This window comes from Rhizobium sp. M10 (assembly GCF_002531955.1).
In the GTDB taxonomy this organism is placed as follows: Bacteria; Pseudomonadota; Alphaproteobacteria; order Rhizobiales; family Rhizobiaceae; genus Rhizobium; species Rhizobium etli_C.
In genome coordinates this window covers 17,898-36,197 of record NZ_NWTA01000017.1, presented here as the reverse complement: position 1 = coordinate 36,197, position 18,300 = coordinate 17,898, and the positions used below count along the sequence as shown (strand labels likewise).

The window sequence follows — 18,300 nt, the reverse complement described above, 5'->3', positions numbered from 1 at the left end:
CTCGGATACCGTTTCGTGAAGGAAGTGATGAATGGAGAGTTTGAGAGTGTCCCCCTCTAAGATTGACCATTTCTCGCTCAAAGGCACCTGCAGCGAGGAACTCGCGGAAGCGCTTTCCAGGCTTTCCCCGCAATCACCAGTGCATATAGAGGGCGCTAAGACGATCGCCTACGATATACATGCGATCGCCAATGGCCCGATTGCAGTTATTGCCGCGCACTACGAGGGCGACCTCACGGTCCAGCACCGGGGACCGGCGGAGGCAAACATAGTCATGCTTCCACTATATGGCCAATCGGTCGTTACCGTGGACGGCAGACAAATCCCGTCAGAGGGAAGGCGTGGCGTTTTCGTGAACAGCATGTCGGCGAGTACAATCCAGTTCATTGGGCCCACGAAACATTTAGGTCTTAGGATCGCCCACGATGAACTGACGCGCCGCTTAGGACGTCGGCTCAATACGCCAATAAGAGGCAGCCTTAATTTTTCGCCAGAAATCGACCTGTCGGTCGGGTTCGGCTCTCTTTTGGTGCAACTTGTACCAGTGCTGTATGCTGGATTACGAGACGGAATCCTCCAACAATCACCGATAGCACTTAGTCACCTCACCGAAACGACGATGGAGCTTTTGATCGAAGCTGCGCAGCATCGCTACTCACCTGAGTTATGCCGCGCTGCTGAACCACCCTTACCCAAGGCCGTTAAGCGGGCGGTCGACTATATGCGTGCCAATATTGCTCGGCCGCTATCTCTTGAGGAAATCGCAACGGCTTGTGGCGTAAGCCGACGCACTCTTCAGAACGGTTTTCGCAACTTCCGAAATACGACCCCTCTGGCATTTCTGCAGCACCTACGGTTGGAATCAGTGCATCAGGAACTGATGACAGGCGAGCCTAGCCTCTCGGTCACGCAGGTCGCTCTGAAATGGGGCTTCGTAAATAAAGGCAGGTTTTCTGCGGACTATCGCAAGCGCTATGGAGTACTTCCCTCGGAAACATTGCGTATATCATAGGCGCTCGGGGGATCATTGTCTCGCACCAGTCGATCCGCCTGTGGGCAGGGAAATTGGTCGTACCTTTTGCCAACGACATTCGCCGCCGCAGTTCCGGTCGGATCGGCGACAAGTGGCATCTGGATGAGGCCGTTGTTTCGATCCGTGGCAAGAAGCATTGGCTCTGGCGTGCCGTAGATCAGGATTTGTTCTGGAGGTGCTCAGACATAGCCACCGCCATACCAAGGCGGCCATGCGGGCCGCACATCAGCCCGCTGCTGATGCTTGTTTCCATTCCAATCGTGATTGTTTCCGTGGCGCTGCTGATTGTGCGCGTGAAGCATGCGCTCGAGGCCGAAGCATAAACCTCACGGAATTTGATGTTTCGATGTGAGGGACGAGGCGGCCCGTCAATTTCACGCCATTGGGCGCAAAATAAAATCCACTTTTATCCAATAATTCAAAAGACTTATCTAAAATCAGGTAATCAACATTATGGAACAATCGCCCTCGGGCAATTCCAAATACCGTCAATGCGCATGCTAAAATCGCTTTAAGTTCGGTCACAGCGAGCTATTTCGATTTTTCGAAAAGCGTCGTCGAGGGTCTCCACTCCGAGCAGCAACAAGGCATCGTTCAAGCAGCGCTCGATATCGTCTACTCTCCTGCCCTCTATTTGGGAAATCACAGCAATCGTCTTCCCTCGTGCCAGCCATCGCAAGGATGCCATCTGGAGAGGACAAAGGTTCCATGTTGTCATTGTCGAACTACCATCTCGTACTCGATCGAGGCGTTAGGAATTTAGTTGATACTCATAGACGGGAAGGCCAAAATTCCTTGCTTGAACTCAACTGACCACCGGCCAATCGGCTCTGGGTTGCGCTTCAGAGCGGTCGTGATCGGCAGACGGGGCATTGACTTTGACCGCCGGCTGTACAAGCTGGGTTCTAAGCTGAAGAATATCGTTTGCAGCCCCTGCGGCTAGACCTCGTCCTTAAGCGTCTCCTTCTGGGTAATGAGGCGAGCAGAGTGGTGGCCGGAGGTAAATGCCCAAAGCCAGCTTAGCGCGACCGCCATACGGCTCCTTGTTCCGATCAAAAAGTAGATGTGGGCAAGGCCCCAGATCCACCAGGCGATGGTGCCCTTGAGCCGCAGCCTGCCGAAATCGATCACCGCGGAGCTTGGTCCTATGGTCGCAAGATTGCCAAGATGCCTGTACTTGAAGGCAGGCGGCGCTGAGCGCTGGTTGAGGCGGGCCTTGATCATTTGGGCGACGTATTTTCCCTGCTGCTTTGCGGCGGGCGCGATACCAGGAACCAGCATTCCGTCGCCGGTCTTAACGCTAGCGGTATCGCCGACAACGAAGATGTCCGGGTGTTCGAAGACCGTGAGGTCGGGCTGCACGATAGCACGCCCCGCTCGATCGGTCTCCGCCCCCACCCACACGGCTGCCTTGGATGCTTGCACGCCCGCCGCCCATATGACCGTGCGGCTCGGGACAAACTCGTCCCCAATCAATATGCCTTCCTCGGTGCAGTCGGTCACGGGCCTTCCCGTGCGAACCTCGACGCCCATCGACGCAAGGGATCGCTCGGCGTATTGCGATAACGCCTCATGAAAAACAGGCAGAATACGAGGCCCTGCCTCTACAAGAAGAATGCGCGCCGAAGTCGTATCGATGTTTCTGAATTCCTCGACAAGCGTCCTTCGAGCCAGTTCGGCGATGATCCCGGCCATTTCGACGCCTGTCGGCCCGGCGCCGATTATCGAGAAGGTCAGCAGGCCCGCCCGCGCTTGGGGATCGGTTTCCAGCTCCGCTTTTTCGAACGCCAGGAGAAGGCGACGGCGGATCGTGGTGGCGTCTTCCAACGCCTTCAGTCCGGGCGCGAAGGGCTCCCATTCATCCCGGCCGAAATACGCGTGACGGGCCCCCGTTGCGAGAACAAGGGTATCGTAGGGAATGGCATGGCCGCCCTTGAGCGAGACGAGCCGCTTCTCGACATCGACGCCCACGACCTCGCCAAGAAGCGTCGTGACATCTTTCCTTCCACGAAATACTGCGCGAATGGGCCAGGCAATCTCGGAGGTCGCCAGGACGGTCGTGGCGACCTGATAGAGCAGCGGCTGGAACAGGTGATGATTGCGTCTGTCGATGATCGTGATCGAGAGGTTTGGACATTTGAGATCCTTGGCCAATTGGAGGCCGGCGAAACCACCTCCCACGATGACAACTCGATGCTCCATTTCGTCCTCCCGCGAGCCTTTGGAAAAAACCCGCCTCGGATCAAGCGCGTCTTCCGGTGTTGCACAATCGCAAGCTCAGTCGCTGATGCGACTGCTCACAATGATGGAAGGGGGGCTTACCAGCAACGGTAGCAACGGTTCGAGAACACGCTTGACGTTCGGAGATTCTCCGTGACGCGCGGCTGCCTCCTCGTTTGCCCAACCATCGAGAATGAAGAACGTATTCGGCTCGTCGGAGCGCTGGTAGAGATTGTAGTAGAGGCAGCCCTCTTCCTCGCGGGCAGGGCCGACAAACTCCTGGAGCAGTGTGTTGACACGGTCCCGGTTACGCGTCGATGTTTTAAACTCAACAATGAGATGCTGTTCGTCGGACTTGCTCGATGGCATGTGGGAAGCTCCTAATTGAAGACGATGACGGGCTTGATCACGCGGCCAGCTTCGGCATCGGCGATGGCCTCGTTGATTTTCTCGAACGGATACTTTGTGACCAGCTTCTGGAACGGGAATAGGCCGGCCTGGTTCAGCTCGACCAGTTGGGGAATGAAGAGCTGGGGGATCTGGTCTCCGAGAATGGCACCCTGAATTTTCCGGTTGAAGACCATGAGGTCCAGCGGGATTGGAATATCCTTGCCGAGCGCGTCGAGCCCGAGGAGGACGGCATGGCCCCCTGCCCGCGTGCATTTGATCGTATTCAGGATGACGGGAATGATACCCACGGCATCGATCGCAAAATCGGCACCGCCGCCCGTCAAGGCGTGGATCTGCTCCACGACGTCTGGGTCCCTGCCGTTGATAGCATGGGTCGCGCCCAACGTCTTGGCCATCGCCAAACGCTGCTCGTTCAGGTCGATGATGATGATCTTGCTGCACCGCCGGACCTTGGCGGCCATCACCGCAGCCATGCCCACTGCTCCGGCGCCGAACACGGCAATGGTTTGTCCGATCTCCGGCTTCATGGCGTTGATGACGGTACCTGCCCCCGTTGCCATGCCGCAACCGAGCGGGGCCGCATTCGTCAGGTCGAAATCCTTGGGAAGCTGCGCGGCGTTGTTCTCAGTCGCCAGGATGTGGGTCGCGAAGGATGACTGGCCGACAAAGTTGCTGCCGATGCCGACTTCATCACAAAGCAAGGCCTTTTTGCCGTTCGGACGAAGCCCCGTCAGATTGTACTGGGTGTAGTTCTGGCAGTTCATCGGGTGAGAGCGCCGGCAATCGCCGCAGAAGCCACATGAACTCTGGCTGAGCGCAACGTGGTCGCCCACCCTTAAACCCTGGACGTCCGCCCCGATGGCTTCGACGATGCCAACACCTTCATGTCCCGGTATGACCGGGGCGGGAGGCCCAAAAATCCCATCACGGAGCAACAGGTCCGTATGGCAGATGCCCGTCGCGACCGTTCGCACAAGAATTTCATTGCCTTCGGGATCCGCCAGCTCAAGTTCACGAAACTCCAGCGGAGCTTTCGGTTTTACGGCCACAGCCGCCGTTATCTTCACCATGCTTTTCTCCTGCATTCTCCCGCGTTGACACCGGGAATGACCTGTATGGCATCCTGTGCGGGCTAGACGCGACCGACGCGTGCGCCGTAAATGATCGCCGCAAGAGCGATGATCCCGCCCTGGACGATAAGCTTGCCGGGCTCCTGGATGCCGAACACGGTCAACATCGCAAATAGGAAACTGAAGGCGACGACCGCCACGAAAGGCCCCGCGACGCCGCCGCGGTCGACGCCGAACGTCACCCCACCGAGAATCGTCGCGGCGAGAGCGTTCATGAAGGTGTCGAAGCCGGGCTTGATCGTTCCAACGGCCAGCGCAGACACCTGAACCAGGGCGGCGATGCCCGTCAGCGTGCCCGCCAGCGTATGCGAGACAAAAATCGTTCGAGCCAGAGGTATGCCTGTTATCTCCGCCGCCCTCGGATTGTCGCCGACAGCGCGGAAGTAGCGCCCGAGGATCAGGAAGCGGAACGCTAGTGCGACGACCACGGAAATCCCGATCCAGACGATAACGGAGTAAGACAGGCCGTAGATGTTCCCGCTCGTCAGGACGCGAAGCCAGCTTGGTGTCGAACCCGGTGCACGGCCGGAACTCATGAACTGGACGATCCCGATGAGGATCGCCGATACGCTCAGCGTCGCGATGACCGCGGAGGCGCGGACATAGGCCACGAGGGCGCCGTTGATCAGACCGACGGCAAGGCCGATGACGATCGTCATCAGGACCGTGACGAAGGGCGGGTAACTGTTGAGGAGCCCGGAGCTGGCGAGATAGATCGAAAAAGCAAACACGCCACTGACCGAGAGATCAATCGAACGCACCCGCATGACAAGAGATTGCGCCAGCACCGCGATCCCGAGCGGCGCTGACTGTTTCAGGATCACGAACCAATAGTTCGGATTGATCAGCGTCGCACTTACCGCGGGGGCCAAAGCGATCAGGATTGCGAGCACGTAATATGCCGGGGGCAAGCCGAGCACCCAGGAAAGTGTGCGCTTGGCGGTGAGAGTGCGGGATGGCGTCTCAATTTTCGCATCTGCTGTGGTCATCGAGAGGTCCATCTCTTTCAAAGTCCGATCGTTTTGCGACGCTGCGAAACGACGAGTGCCAGCAGCAGAAGGCCCTTCACGACCGACTGGAGGAATGCCGAGACGTTGGCGAGGTTCATCACGTTGTTGACGATGCCGAGGATAGCCGCGCCGGCGACAGTGCCGAGGATGCTACCGATACCGCCAGCTAGGTGAACACCCCCGAGCGCTGCTGCGGTAACGGATTCAATTCCGAAGGTGGCACCCCCCTTGGGATCGCCTGAGGCAAGGCGGCCCGCGAGGAACATCCCGGCAGCACAAGCAAATAGCGCCGACAGGATGTAGGCTTTGATGACTGTGCGCTCGACCGGGACGCCATTCATGCGGGCATTGAAATCGTTACCCCCCGAAGCGAACAGGTAAAGGCCAAACGGCCTGCGATAAAGCATCCAGGCAGCAACGACGGTGGCGGCGATCAGCCAGAGCAGCGAGTTCGGCACGGGCCCGACCGAACCCGCGACTGACGCCGACAGCCAATCAGGCACCTTCCCGCCGGGGATCGGGAGAATGATAAGCGCCAGTCCCTGGCCGATCCCCATGGTTGCCAGGGTCATGATGATCGGGTGGACGTTAAGCCTGGCTACGCCGTATCCGTTGGCCAGTCCGAATGCGATCGCAACCGCAATGCAAAGCACGACACGGACAACCTCTGGCATGTCGAGTGTCATGATCGTGGTCGTCACGCTGATGATCGAACCAACGGAAACGTCCAGGCCGCCCGTCAGGATCACAAAGGTCTGGCCGAGCGCAGAAATGACAAGAACAGTAGATTGGGCCAGCAGGTTCGACAGATTCTCCGGCGCCAGAAATTCTGGAAGCAGGATGACCGAGGCGACCACCAGCACGAATAGCGTCCCGATCGACAGCCGGATCGCACCCGCCCGGTAAGGAGTCTTCAGGAAGTTTGCGATGGTATTCATGTATCCTCCTCAATGAACAGCGGCGCGCGGATCGTGCGCGAAGTTCGAACCTAGTGCGGTTCCCAGGATGGTTTCCTCTGTGGCATCGAGCGCGGGCATCTGCCCGACGATCTTTTTGTCGTGAACGACCAGGATGTTGTCACACAGCCCGATCAGTTCGGCGTGCTCGCGCGACGAGACGATCACTGCACCGCCACGATCGGCAAAATCGCGAAGCAGCTTGTAGATTTCCGCTTTCGCGCCGACATCGACGCCCCGTGTCGGCTCCTCGATGACAAGGATATCGACCCCCGAAAGCAGCCAGCGGCACAGAAGCACCTTTTGCTGGTTTCCGCCCGAAAGTTTGCCGACGGGCGAGGCGGGGTCGGCAGCCGCAACACGGAGCGACTTTATGACATCGTGAACCCTGGAGATGGAACGCCATGCAACGCTCGCCATGTTCCGGTTCAATTGCTTGCCAAGTGCGATGTTGTCGTAGATCGGAAGCCGAAGAAACAGGCCTTCCTGCTTGCGGTCTTCAGGAATGAAACCAATGCCCGCTGAGATGGCACTCGAAAAGCCTGAGGATACGTTCACATCGATCATGCTGTCGTCGCGGCGACGCTGGACGCTCGCAGCTGCGGCGGGTTCGACCCCGACGACCGCACGCATGATTTCACGCTGCCCCTGGCCCTCCAGCCCGGCGAGCCCGATGATCTCGCCCGTGCGTACGGAAAAACCGACTGGCGGGCCATGGTCATTGAGACGAAGCCCTGCCACGACGAGCATCGGCGATCCAATGGCCTGTGCCCTCGGCGGAAAGAAACTCTGAAGTTCGCGTCCAACCATGGTTGCCACGAGCGTTTGGAGATTAAAGTCGCCTGCCCTGGCTGTCTTTACCCAAGCCCCGTCCTTCATGACGGTGATGGTGTCGCACAGTTCGAACACCTCGTTCATCCGATGCGAGATGTAGACGACAGCCTTGTTTTGCGCCTTCAGATCGCGGATGACCTTGAAGAGATGAGCGACGTCCGTTGAGTTTAGTGCCGCGGTCGGTTCATCGAAAATGAAGACATCGGCATTGGATGTCAGGCCTTTGGCGATTTCCACTGCCTGCTGCTGGGCAACCGTCAGCGTTTCCACAATCGCCATCGCGTCCAGTTGAGGGAAAACGTCGGCAAGCAGCTTGCGGGATCGCTCGACGACCTCGGCGGTGTCTATCGACCCATCGGCACGCCGCGGTTCGTGTCCGAGAAACATGTTTTCGGCGACCGTGAGATTGGGGATCAGGGTGAACTCCTGAAACACTGTTGACACCCCGGCGAGACGCGCTTCCTTGGGGGACCGGAAGGTCACCTCTTCTCCTCGCAGACGGATGCGTCCAGCGGTCTGTTGATAGACGCCGGCCAGAATTCGCATCAGCGTGGATTTTCCTGCCCCGTTCTCGCCCATCAACGCGTGGACGGAGCCGCGTTCAAGCGAAAATTGAACATTCGACAGGACTTTGGTCGCACCAAAGGACTTGTTGATGCTGACCATCTCGACAAGCATACTCATGAACACTTCCATCTGCGAGGGTGAAGAGGGCGCGCTTTGTCCGCGCCCTCCATGCGTCAGGCCTTGAAGTACTCGAGCAGCTTCTCATTCGGCATTTCTGTCGGAGCCCAGTAAGCGTCCGTGAGATCGGAGCGGTAAAACTGTGCAAGATTTTCGTCGACGATCGGCTTGGGCCGGTTGGTCCAGTTGCGCTGGATCGGCTTGCCTTCGAGAAGCGCGAAGGACGCACGCAGGGCTGCCGTCGAAAGAGCCGGAGGGCAAATGGGCCCAATCGAAGAGAGCTTTTCATCATTCCAACGACGCATCCATCCGTTCAGGGCTTCTCCCGTGATCGGTGGAATGGTGGAAGCCCCGGCTTCCTGCAGCGCGTCCAGGACCCCGAGCGACATATTTGCGCCGTCAGTCCAGACCCCGGCGACATCGGGATCAGAGAGATAGAGGCTTTCGGCGATCTTCTTTGAGTCCTCGTAGGACCAGCTGCCGTGCTGGGTTGAGGTGATTTGGAGACCGGACTTGCTGAAGACTTCCATCGCCCCGGCGTAACGATCAGCATCAATCGGATGCCCGGCGACGCCGCGCAGCACCCACACTTTTCCCTTGTTGCCTAGTTTGTCGACCAGGAACTGAGCCATCACCCGACCGAAGTAGAAGTCGTCGCCCTGGACCTGCACCGTGAAATCCTCGGTGTCGACGCGACCGAGATAGACGACCGTCGGAATGCCGGCGGCCTTTGCCTTCCTGATGCCTTCCACGGCCGAGCCTGTTGTAAGCGGCGCAATGATGATTGCATCGACTTTTTGTGCGATCAGATCTTCGATGTCGGCGACCTGTTTTGAGGCGTTGAGGTCGGCGCTTCGGAATTGATAGTCTGCGACACGGGCCTTGTTCCTGCTAATCTCGTATTCGGCTTCGAACGCGGTCTGATAGGTGTGCGTTGAACCGGCCAGGCCATAGTGGCTGTGACCGATCTTCCAGGGACCTGCCTTGGCGAACTTACCAGCTTCGACGACGGGGTTTTCCCCTTCGGACGGCCAAGTGTCGGGCAGCAGGGCGATAGTATCGTCTGCCCGCAGGATGCCCGGTATTCCGAACGCGCCCGCTGCAATCAAGGCACTGCCCGTCTGCAGGAATGTACGTCTTTTCATCAGAATTCTCCTCCTCTTGCCACCCAACGCGGCCATTTTGTCTGCGACCTGGAGCGCCGTTATCTTCCAGCCATCGCCGAATTCTCCCCAAACGGCAGATCGCATCATTATGAATAAGCAGACAATCTGTCAATAAAGTATCTTGAATTTCGGATTTTCGACGTGTCGTCTGTGTTATCACGCTGATTTAGTTATTCTTTTATTGCGGCTCGGTTCGATATAGCAATAAGACAAAGCAACCGTCCGTCACCTCACCCCACGAGCGCGCAACAGGAAACAGAGGAGACCGCGCCTCGCCGGCGAGGTTCATGAAAAGGAAGTTTGGCGCCATTATCGCTACCATTGCCCGGAAAATGAGGCTGCGAGGCGCAGGAAATACGGGCACTACCGTCAGCCGGAGCGTTCGATGAACGTCACGTCAGACTCAGTCAATCTGTCAAGCAAATTCCAGTTTTAAGACAGCCAACAATTCGGGCCAAGATCTAGATCGGCCGCATACCCTGAGGAAGCAATTGATATTACATCGCTTTGTTTCTTTACATGTCCGTGTAGCGCGTTGGCATTGGCCTCAGCGAGCATTTTCGTTCACTGAAGATAATTGACTGATTGTCTGCTAACGCCTACAAGTGTCACCCACCGGCCGAGCGCGCACTTAAGGAGTCATTTTATGAAAGAAGCATACGCTGCAATTTCGCGCGAAAAGGCAAAGCCTCTTGTTCTGGAGTGCATCGGGATCGATCAACCTCGCCCCGACGAAATCCTCGTCCGGATCGTGGCGAGCGGTGTCTGCCACACCGACATGGTTGTTCGCGACCAAGGATATGACGTACCCCAGCCCGTGGTTCTCGGCCATGAAGGCTCCGGCGTCGTGGAAGTGGTCGGGGCCGATGTAAAAGGGCTTTCGCCCGGTGACCACGTGGCTCTAAGCTACGCATATTGCGGGAAATGCGAGAAGTGCCGGGGAGGCACGCCTTTTTATTGTGAAGACTTTTTCGGCAGAAATTTCCGTGGCACCCGGCCGGATGGCAGTTGCCCGCTACATGATTCACACGGTACCCAGATCAGCGGGTGCTTCTTCGAGCAGTCTTCTTTCGCCACCTACGCCATCGCCAGCGAGCGCAATGCGGTCAAGGTTTCCAAAGATGTTCCGCTCGAACTCATGGGACCGCTGGGCTGCGGGCTGCAAACGGGCGCCGGAGCGGTTCTCAACTGCCTCAAGCCCCAACCGGGATCTTCCATTGCAGTGTTCGGCGCGGGTGCGGTCGGCATGGCAGCCATAATGGCGGCGAAGATCGCCGGATGCTCGACCATCATCGTGATCGACCTTAACGATGAACGTCTCGAACTGGCGATTGAACTGGGTGCAACCCACATCATAAACGCCCGCAATGGGGATAGCGTCAAGGCAATCAGGGAAATTATTCCCGAAGGCGCAGACTTCAGTCTCGAATGCACGAGCTCGCCGAAGGTGTTTCGCCAGGCGGTCGATTGCCTCGGCACCCCAGGAACCTGTGGACTGGTCGGATCGTCCGCGCTCGGAACGGAAGGGATCGTCGATATCGGCAACTTTCTGTTCGGCCGTACGCTCGTCGGTGTGGTCGAAGGCCAGAGCATTCCCTCCAAATTCATACCCGAGCTCATCGAATACTGGCAGCAGGGACGGTTCCCGTTCGACAAGCTCGTCCAGTTCTACGATCTCAACCAGATCAACGAGGCAATGGCCGATTCCGAGAGCGGCAAGGTCATCAAGCCAATCCTGCGCATGAAGCACTAAGCTCTCGTCACGAAGATTGTCCAGAAGTCAGCCTCCCAAGGCAACGTCCGGCGGGCCGTGGTCGTCACGGTCTCGCCCGGACACTCTGGAACGCAGTTGTGAGGCGCAACACCGTTTCATCATTGCAACGCGACCAAGTCGCGGTAACGATAGTGGGCTCTTCCAGGTCAAAATATTAGTCTGCGACGGCGCAATTTCTCGGCGATCTGTGACCGCCGCATCAGGGCCTTGCGGCAGTTGCCGGCCGCAAGCCATTGCAGAATCTGCAAATGTGAAGTGAGGTTCAACTGATGCTGCCCTTGAGTCATAAGAGCACTGGGGCCGGCAGGCACGAGCGTCCCGACACGTGCGCCTTGCGTCAAGGTGCCACCAGGAAAATGCCAGACAACCGGTGATGATCTTGCCAGCGAGTGGCCGGTGGCGCGCTGTCCTCGTCCCGTCGAAAAATACCTACGAAACTATCGAGATGGGTCATCAGACGTTGCGTCAACGCGAGCCTTAGGCAGACAGACCCAGCACAAAGGTGAGTCTAGCGCCTGCCTCTCTCCGCACGTTCCGACGTTCCATTGCCGTTCTGCCCTCCACGTTCGCCTGGGCAGCGTGATCGGCCGGGTCCTGCTCGCGGTCGACCGCCTCTTTTTGAAGGCTGTCGGCGCGGTCTTGACCAAGAGTTTCCCCGCCTACTGCAGAATGTGTCATCGGGCCTCCGTGACCAGCTCAAACATTGCGGGTGGCGAGCGTTAAGACGCGCCACCAACCGTTGGACTACGACTGTATGCCGCCCATGCAGACGTATTTCATCGAAAGGAAGTCATCCATGCCGTATTTTGAGCCCTCGCGGCCGAACCCCGACTGCTTGACGCCGCCGAACGGTGCGACCTCCGTCGAGATCAGGCCGGTGTTGACGCCGACCATCCCGTACTCCAGGGCCTCCGTAACCTTCCAGACATTTCGAAGGTCGTTGGCGTAGAAGTAGGCAGCGAGACCGAACTCGGTGTCGTTGGCCAGTTCAATGACCTCGTCTGTCGTTTCGAACCTGAAGACCGGGGCGAGCGGCGCAAAGGTCTCCTCTCGTGCGACCTTCATTTCCTTTGTGGCTTCCGAGAGAAGCGTCGGCTGGACGAAGGTTCCACCACGCTCGTCCCTTGCGCCGCCGACAACGACCTTCGCACCCTTACCGACAGCGTCATCGATGTGGCTGTAGAGCTTCGCTACTGCATCCTCGTTGATCAGCGGACCGATGGTGGCTCCATCCTCGAACCCGTCAAGGACCTTGAGCGCGGAAACCCGCGCCGCCAGTTTTTCAATGAAGCGGTCGTAAACCCCGCTCTGGACGTAGAGACGGTTGGCGCAAACGCAGGTCTGGCCGGCATTGCGGAACTTGGACAGCATCGCTCCTTCCACGGCCTCGTCGAGGTCGGCATCGTCGAAGACGATGAAGGGAGCGTTGCCGCCGAGTTCGAGGCTGAGCTTCATGATCTTTTGTGCGCCCTGCGCCATCAGGATGCGCCCGACCTCGGTAGACCCTGTGAAGGTCAGCTTCTTGACGACGGGGTTCGAGCAGACTTCTTCACCGAACATCCGGGCGTTGTCTGTCGGCAGGACGCTGAACAGGCCGCCGGGTATTCCCGCACGCTCAGCGAGGATGGCAAGAGCAAGGGCCGACAATGGGGTTTCGGCGGCCGGCTTGAAGATGATGGCGCAGCCGGATGCCAGCGCCGGGGCGATCTTGCGGCAGACCATGGCGGAAGGAAAGTTCCAGGGCGCGATGGCCGCCACCACGCCGACGGGCTGTTTGATGACTATTAGGCGCTTGTCGGCCTGATGCCCCGGAATGGTGTCCCCGTAAACACGCTTGGCTTCTTCCCCGAACCATTCAATGTAGGAAGCGCCGTAGGCGATCTCGCCGCGTGCCTCGGCCAGAGGCTTGCCCATCTCGGACGTCAGGATGATCGCGAGGTCCTCGGTGTTGGCCGTGACGAGGTCGAAGAACTTCCGCATGACGCCGGCACGTTCCTTGCCCGATCGTGCGGCCCACTTTTTCTGGGCGAGTTTGGCGACGTCGATGGCTTCGCGGACGTCCTGGAGTCCTGCGCTCGGGAGGCTCGCAATCACGTCCCCAGTCGAGGGATTGTGGACCTGGATCGTCTTGCCGCTCGCGCCCTCTCTTCGCCAGTCGCCTCCTACCAGCATTTCCTCGCGTACCAGGGAGGGGTCTTTCAGGCGATCCAGTAGAGCGGTGGAGATAGCCATTGATATTCCTTTCGATGCAACGTTCAAATTTGATTACGGATGTGTGGTGAGCGGGCGTAGATCGCGACCATGGGGACGATCAGCAGCCCTACGACGGCCTGTTGTGCCGGGAAACTGAGCCCCAGGCCGACGAGAAGCGAGGTCAGGACAGTAAGCACGAGGACGCCGAGGACCGTCGCTCCATACCCGCCGGCACCACCTAGAAGAGATGTTCCGCCGATAACGACCGCCGCCACGGTGGTGAACAGATAGGGATCACCGACCCCGACGAAACCGCCGCCGGAGAAACCGAGGAGCAGCATTCCGGTGAGTGCCGACATCGCCCCGCTGACGCTGTGGATCACTGTCCAGATCTTGAATTCCGAGATTCCGAGGCGGGCGGCGGCCGTGCGGCTCCCGCCAACAGCATAGAGGCTCCGGCCAAACCAGGTGTTGTGCATTATCCAGCCCAGGGCGACGGCGATGAAAGCCCATATGACGATAACCGGTGGAAACGGCAGACCGAAGAACTTGCCGTTGAACGCCGAAAGGTTGCGAAGCCATCCGGGGACGGGCGCAAAGACGGTACCGCCGAACTGCGATCCGAGCGAGGTGTAGATCTGGACCGCCCCGACGGCCGCGAAACCCAGGCCGAGCGACATGATCAGCGCCTGACCCTGCAGCCGGAAGCTGAGGGCGCCGTTGCAAGCCCCGACCAAAGTGCCAAGGACGAGCACGACGATCATGGCGACGGGCGCCGGAAGACCCGCCACCATGAGGCTTGGAAGCAGGATATTGGCGCCACCGATGATGTATGGGATGGAAAGATCCAGCGCTCCAACGAGCGCGCAGAGCGTCTGCCCGACAGACGCCAGCCCCAGGAAGGCGGCGAGCAGGAGGATCGATCGCGCGTTCTGCGGCGACACGAAGCCCGGCACGAGCAGCGCTCCAAGAATGAGCAGACATGCAAGGAGACAAAAGCCGATCGAAATACTCTTGTGCTTGCGCAAAGGGCTGGCGCCACGGGCCGCGCCGATTTCTGTGTTCAAGACAGTGGAGATCATTTCCTTACTCCCTCATGCGACAGTGCGGCGGCTGATGACGAAGACGTTCACGAGAAGTGATCCAACGAGGATCAGGCCAAAGGCCATTTGCGTAACGAAGCCCGAAACCGTACCGAAGTTGAAAGTGGACAGAAGATACGAGATGAGGAACATGTTGATCGCGCCGAGCGTCGAGCCGAGCGCACCGCCGCGCCCCCCGGAGAGACTGGCGCCGCCAAGGACCAGCGCCGTGACCGCTTGCAGCGTGTAGGTGCTGCCCTGGGTCGGGTCGCCGGATGAGATCAGCGCGGTGTAGCTCAATGCGGCGAGCCCAGCAAAAACGCCGCCGACCATATGGGCGATGATGCGCACGACGTCGACCTGCACACCGCTGGTATAGGCCATCCGCTCGTCAGCGCCTGTCATCCGCAGGTTGCGGTAAAACATCGTGCCCCTCAGGACGCCCCAGATTGCGAAAGCGCCGAGCAGAAGCAACAGGACAGGCGAAAATACGCTCGTTCCCGCGCCCCAGCTTAGCATCCAGTCTGGAGCGACACCGCCGGGACGCGACATGACCATCAGGTTGACGCCCGACAGAACGAGGAAACCGGAGAGCGTGACGATGATGGGCGCGACGCGCACGTAGATGATCACGAGCGCTTGCACCAACTGGAACGCCGCTCCCAATCCCACCGCCCAGGCAATGATGGCCACAGGGTGCGTGATGCCGTTGCCGACCAGCCACGTAATGAGCGTGACGTTGATGAAGCCCATCAGCGGTCCGACGGAAAGGTCCACGGCTCCGCGGCCCGCCATGACGATCGGTGTTATCGCGAGCGCGGTGAGGATCAGCGGCGTTGCAACCAGAATGGCTCCGGCCAGACCATTGTTCGTGAACAGACCTTGGCCACGGAAGGCGACGGCGCAAAGGAGGACAAGGAAAAGCCCGGCCGGAACGTACAGAGAGCGGTCCTGCGTGACTTGACGGAAAGCGGTTGCAGACATCATGCGGTCCTTTCCAGATCGAAATCAACGGAAGCGTCCCGGGCTTTCCCGAACATAGCGGCGAGGATTGGTGCCTCGGCGATTTCCTCGCCGGTCAGGGATCGAAACAACGTTCCCCCGAAGAACACGTCGACGCGATCGGCAAACCCGATGAACTCCTCGATCTCAGTCGACAGGTAGATGACACTGCCGCCTTTTTCAGCAAACAGGCGGAGTTCGCGGTAGAGGTCGCGCTTGGTGCCGAGATCGACGCCGCGGGCGGGGTCATTCAGGAGGATGACTTGGGGATCGTTTGCGAAGGCGCGCCCGATGAGCACCTTCTGTTGGTTGCCACCCGACAGTGAGGTGATCCTGTTCGACGGGCTGCCGATCTTGATGCGCAGACGATCCACTTCGCGCTTGAACATCGGTTTCAGCGTGGGCTTGCGGATTACACCCAGGGGGCCGAGCTTCTTCCTGTAGACACCGATGGCGAGGTTTTCGAAGATGCTTTGTTGCGGGAAAATACCCTCGCGCTTGCGGTCCCCGGAGACGTAGGAAACACCGAGGTTTGCAGCATCGTCGAGCGATCGCAGCGGGACCATCTTGTCCGTATCCACCGAGCGGACCTTCACCTCGCCACCGAACGGCTGGATGATGCCGGCCAAGGCGCGGATAAAAGCGTCCTGCCCCTGCCCATCAAGCCCGGCTACGCCGACGATGCTCCCCTTGGGAAGGTCGAAATCGAACAGGCGCGCCGACCGGTGCGCGGCGAGACCTGTCGCAGTTAGTATTAGAGGGGCCGAGAGCGCCTTCATTCGGGAGGCGTATTCTGTCGCATCGCTGGCGCGCCGATCTGCCGGCGTCATCATGGACAGCAGGTTTTCCTCGGTAATCTCGTCCTTTCCGAGCGTACCGACAGTTATCCCATCACGCAGGATCGTCGCACGGTCGGCGATACGCACGAGTTCGGCGATCCGGTGGGTGACGATGAGGATCGTCGCGCCCTCGGCACGAAGGCGGTCGATTTCCGCATGGAGCCGGAGGGTCGAGTCGAGGTCGAGCGCGGCCGAAGATTCGTCGAGAATCAGCACCTGCGGCTTGCGAAGGATAGCCCGGGCGATGACGATCCACTGTTTGATGCTGAGTGGGAGGCTGCCTGCCAGCTGATCGAGGTCTACGGATTTTCCGACGAGCCGCGCCACGATTTCAGCCGCTTCTGTCCGCCGATCGCCGGTCGACTGCGAACGAAAGACACCGTCACGACCGACATAGAGGTTCTCGAACACGCTGGCCTCGTCGGCAACCAGTACTTCCTGGAAGATGGTGGTCAGGCCGACCCGCTTGGCGTCGACGGGCGAGGCAACCTTTTCACCCAGGATCGTGACTTTGCCTGCGTCCGGGTGCAAAACGCCCGACATGATCTTGGCCATCGTGCTCTTGCCGCTGCCGTTCTCGCCGACGATGGCGTGCACCTCTCCGGCGCGGGCCTCGAAGTCGCACTTCTTGAGTGCCCTCGTCTCCCCGAACGCCTTGGCGACATCTATCATTCTGACTGTTATCTCGCTGCCCATCGCAGACCTCCCACCCGCAACGTCCGCCAAGGCGGCTTTTACGATCATCCAAGGTCCCGCCCGGCGGTTAAGCCACCGGGCGGATCCGGCTTACTGGGCTACCGGCTTCCAGGGATCGGCAGGACGCTCGAAGTACTGGTCGGCAATCGCACTTGGGAACCATCCGTCCGCCTTCGGTTCGACGAAATCAGTCGAGTTCAAATCGCAATCCTCGGGGATCGCAGCGCGAACGTCATCGATTGTGAACGGCAGGACTGGGCGCAGGAAGGACTGCACCTTTGGCCCCTGCCCTTCGAGCGTGCGAAGCATGATCTCCCACATCTGCTGCATCTCGCGGCGCGGCGGCCAGATATGGAAGCCGGCATCGATCCATTCCGGATTCTTGCGCCAGTAACATGCCGCCGAAGCCTCGCCGCCCAGCGTAATCGGCACCATGTCGCGGCCCGACTGGAGCATGGCGTTCAACACGCCGTTCTCCTGCGCGCCCTGTGTCAGAATACCGTCAATCTGGATGGGGTTCGTCGCCAAAAATTTCTGCACCTCGACCTGTGCTACCTGGTCGGTCCACTTGCCAGCCACTTCGCCGACAATCTTGATGTCGGGATACTTTGCCAGCGCGTCTTTGGCGGCCTTGTCGAAGCTGTCGGATGAGGCGAAGCCAGGGATGCCCGACACGAGAAGCACGTTGCCTTTCTTGCCGATCTTGTCTGCGAGCCAGATCGCCATCTCGCCGCCGCCCTGCGCGTGATTGGCAGCGCCGTTGATCGCGTAAGGCGACGTCACGTATCCCGAAAACGAGAAGACAGGAACGCCTGCCTTATAGGCGTACTCAATCGTCTGATTGAGAGCGGTGACGTTCGAGCAGCAGATGATGATGGCATCAACACCATCATCAACCATCTGGCGCATCTGCTGAATCTGGACGGCGTCCTTGAGGTCGGACTGAGTGACCACGACTTCAGATACGAGCCCCGCTTTTTTGGAGCGCGGCAAGAGGTCATTCATGACGGCATCGAGGGCCGCTGCGCGCCACGTATTGCCGGCATAGCTACTGGCGTAGCCGATCTTCCAGGGCGGTCCCTTCTTCGGTTTGAAGTCCTTGTAGGCACTCGCTCCGAGCGGAACCTGCGGGTCGACGACCTCGTAGATTTTCTTCTCGTTGGCGGGGAGCTGGTCGACGCCGTCAGCCCAGGCCGTGGTCGTCAGGGCGCTGACCGCGATCAGCGCCCCCATGGTTCCGGTTAAACTCCGTCTCATTGGATGCTCCTCC

The 18,300-nt window shown here is 59.2% G+C and carries 15 protein-coding genes and 1 pseudogene; 3 read left to right on the top strand and 13 right to left on the bottom strand.

Annotated features, from left to right (window positions below):
• The first annotated feature begins 31 nt into the window (after nt 1-31).
• Together CO671_RS22690 and CO671_RS22685 are read left to right on the top strand one after the other, a co-directional pair.
• Nucleotides 32-1,012 (top strand): AraC family transcriptional regulator, encoded by a 981-nt coding sequence (locus CO671_RS22690; protein WP_245425017.1) that lies wholly within the window; start codon nt 32-34, stop codon nt 1,010-1,012.
• Nucleotides 1,006-1,250, top strand: a pseudogene (locus CO671_RS22685) (DDE-type integrase/transposase/recombinase); the annotation flags it as partial. The gene CO671_RS22690 and the pseudogene CO671_RS22685, both read left to right, overlap by 7 nt.
• Before the next feature lie 8 nt (nt 1,251-1,258).
• On the opposite strand, the gene CO671_RS33815 reads toward CO671_RS22685, so the two are convergent.
• The 8 genes from CO671_RS33815 to CO671_RS22645 form a co-directional block, all read right to left on the bottom strand.
• Nucleotides 1,259-1,558, bottom strand: coding sequence for a hypothetical protein (locus CO671_RS33815; RefSeq protein ID WP_170965032.1), 300 nt, complete (start codon nt 1,556-1,558; stop codon nt 1,259-1,261).
• Between the two features lie 414 nt (nt 1,559-1,972).
• Nucleotides 1,973-3,235, bottom strand: a complete 1,263-nt coding sequence (locus CO671_RS22675) for an NAD(P)/FAD-dependent oxidoreductase (RefSeq protein WP_097607821.1) — start codon at nt 3,233-3,235, stop codon at nt 1,973-1,975.
• 75 nt (nt 3,236-3,310) lie between these two features.
• Nucleotides 3,311-3,622, bottom strand: coding sequence for a putative quinol monooxygenase (locus tag CO671_RS22670; RefSeq protein WP_015341900.1), 312 nt, complete (start codon nt 3,620-3,622; stop codon nt 3,311-3,313).
• Between the two features lie 11 nt (nt 3,623-3,633).
• Entirely contained in the window at nt 3,634-4,734 is a 1,101-nt protein-coding gene (locus tag CO671_RS22665) for an NAD(P)-dependent alcohol dehydrogenase (RefSeq protein ID WP_097607820.1), read from the bottom strand.
• A gap of 62 nt (nt 4,735-4,796) precedes the next feature.
• A complete protein-coding gene (locus CO671_RS22660) occupies nt 4,797-5,795 on the bottom strand; it encodes an ABC transporter permease (protein WP_004129662.1) in 999 nt (332 codons plus the stop codon).
• 5 nt (nt 5,796-5,800) lie between these two features.
• Nucleotides 5,801-6,742 (bottom strand): ABC transporter permease, encoded by a 942-nt coding sequence (locus tag CO671_RS22655; RefSeq protein ID WP_004129665.1) that lies wholly within the window; start codon nt 6,740-6,742, stop codon nt 5,801-5,803.
• 9 nt (nt 6,743-6,751) lie between these two features.
• A complete protein-coding gene (locus tag CO671_RS22650; RefSeq protein ID WP_170965031.1) occupies nt 6,752-8,278 on the bottom strand; it encodes a sugar ABC transporter ATP-binding protein in 1,527 nt (508 codons plus the stop codon).
• Nucleotides 8,279-8,334: 56 nt separating this feature from the next.
• Nucleotides 8,335-9,423 (bottom strand): ABC transporter substrate-binding protein, encoded by a 1,089-nt coding sequence (locus tag CO671_RS22645; protein ID WP_004129668.1) that lies wholly within the window; start codon nt 9,421-9,423, stop codon nt 8,335-8,337.
• Between the two features lie 667 nt (nt 9,424-10,090).
• On the opposite strand from CO671_RS22645, the gene CO671_RS22640 reads away from it, so the two are divergent.
• On the top strand, nt 10,091-11,197 hold the full coding sequence (locus CO671_RS22640) for an NAD(P)-dependent alcohol dehydrogenase (RefSeq protein WP_097607818.1): 1,107 nt from the start codon (nt 10,091-10,093) through the stop codon (nt 11,195-11,197).
• Nucleotides 11,198-11,962: 765 nt separating this feature from the next.
• Here the strand turns inward: CO671_RS22640 and CO671_RS22630 are convergent.
• The 5 genes from CO671_RS22630 to CO671_RS22610 form a co-directional block, all read right to left on the bottom strand.
• A complete protein-coding gene (locus CO671_RS22630) occupies nt 11,963-13,450 on the bottom strand; it encodes an NAD-dependent succinate-semialdehyde dehydrogenase (protein ID WP_097607817.1) in 1,488 nt (495 codons plus the stop codon).
• 23 nt (nt 13,451-13,473) lie between these two features.
• Nucleotides 13,474-14,493, bottom strand: a complete 1,020-nt coding sequence (locus tag CO671_RS22625; protein WP_004129685.1) for an ABC transporter permease — start codon at nt 14,491-14,493, stop codon at nt 13,474-13,476.
• A gap of 12 nt (nt 14,494-14,505) precedes the next feature.
• Nucleotides 14,506-15,480: an ABC transporter permease gene (locus CO671_RS22620; RefSeq protein WP_004129689.1), complete on the bottom strand. Its 975-nt coding sequence runs from the start codon at nt 15,478-15,480 to the stop codon at nt 14,506-14,508.
• Entirely contained in the window at nt 15,477-17,030 is a 1,554-nt protein-coding gene (locus CO671_RS22615; protein ID WP_097607816.1) for a sugar ABC transporter ATP-binding protein, read from the bottom strand. Before CO671_RS22615 ends, CO671_RS22620 begins: the two co-directional genes overlap by 4 nt.
• A 90-nt stretch (nt 17,031-17,120) precedes the next feature.
• A complete protein-coding gene (locus CO671_RS22610) occupies nt 17,121-18,263 on the bottom strand; it encodes an ABC transporter substrate-binding protein (protein WP_244441498.1) in 1,143 nt (380 codons plus the stop codon).
• Between the last annotated feature and the right edge of the window lie 37 nt (nt 18,264-18,300).

Excerpts from the sequence above, each read along its gene's own strand:
- CO671_RS22690 (WP_245425017.1), top strand. The coding sequence starts at position 32 with ATGGAGAGTTTGAGAGTGTCCCCCTCTAAGATTGACCATTTCTCGCTC.
- CO671_RS22625 (WP_004129685.1), bottom strand. The coding sequence starts at position 14,493 with ATGATCTCCACTGTCTTGAACACAGAAATCGGCGCGGCCCGTGGCGCC.
- CO671_RS22675 (WP_097607821.1), bottom strand. The coding sequence starts at position 3,235 with ATGGAGCATCGAGTTGTCATCGTGGGAGGTGGTTTCGCCGGCCTCCAA.
- CO671_RS22610 (WP_244441498.1), bottom strand. The coding sequence starts at position 18,263 with ATGGGGGCGCTGATCGCGGTCAGCGCCCTGACGACCACGGCCTGGGCT.
- CO671_RS22670 (WP_015341900.1), bottom strand. The coding sequence starts at position 3,622 with ATGCCATCGAGCAAGTCCGACGAACAGCATCTCATTGTTGAGTTTAAA.
- CO671_RS22640 (WP_097607818.1), top strand. The coding sequence starts at position 10,091 with ATGAAAGAAGCATACGCTGCAATTTCGCGCGAAAAGGCAAAGCCTCTT.
- CO671_RS22650 (WP_170965031.1), bottom strand. The coding sequence starts at position 8,278 with ATGAGTATGCTTGTCGAGATGGTCAGCATCAACAAGTCCTTTGGTGCG.
- CO671_RS22645 (WP_004129668.1), bottom strand. The coding sequence starts at position 9,423 with ATGAAAAGACGTACATTCCTGCAGACGGGCAGTGCCTTGATTGCAGCG.
- CO671_RS22620 (WP_004129689.1), bottom strand. The coding sequence starts at position 15,480 with ATGATGTCTGCAACCGCTTTCCGTCAAGTCACGCAGGACCGCTCTCTG.
- CO671_RS22630 (WP_097607817.1), bottom strand. The coding sequence starts at position 13,450 with ATGGCTATCTCCACCGCTCTACTGGATCGCCTGAAAGACCCCTCCCTG.
- CO671_RS22660 (WP_004129662.1), bottom strand. The coding sequence starts at position 5,795 with ATGGACCTCTCGATGACCACAGCAGATGCGAAAATTGAGACGCCATCC.
- CO671_RS22665 (WP_097607820.1), bottom strand. The coding sequence starts at position 4,734 with ATGGTGAAGATAACGGCGGCTGTGGCCGTAAAACCGAAAGCTCCGCTG.
- CO671_RS22655 (WP_004129665.1), bottom strand. The coding sequence starts at position 6,742 with ATGAATACCATCGCAAACTTCCTGAAGACTCCTTACCGGGCGGGTGCG.
- CO671_RS22615 (WP_097607816.1), bottom strand. The coding sequence starts at position 17,030 with ATGGGCAGCGAGATAACAGTCAGAATGATAGATGTCGCCAAGGCGTTC.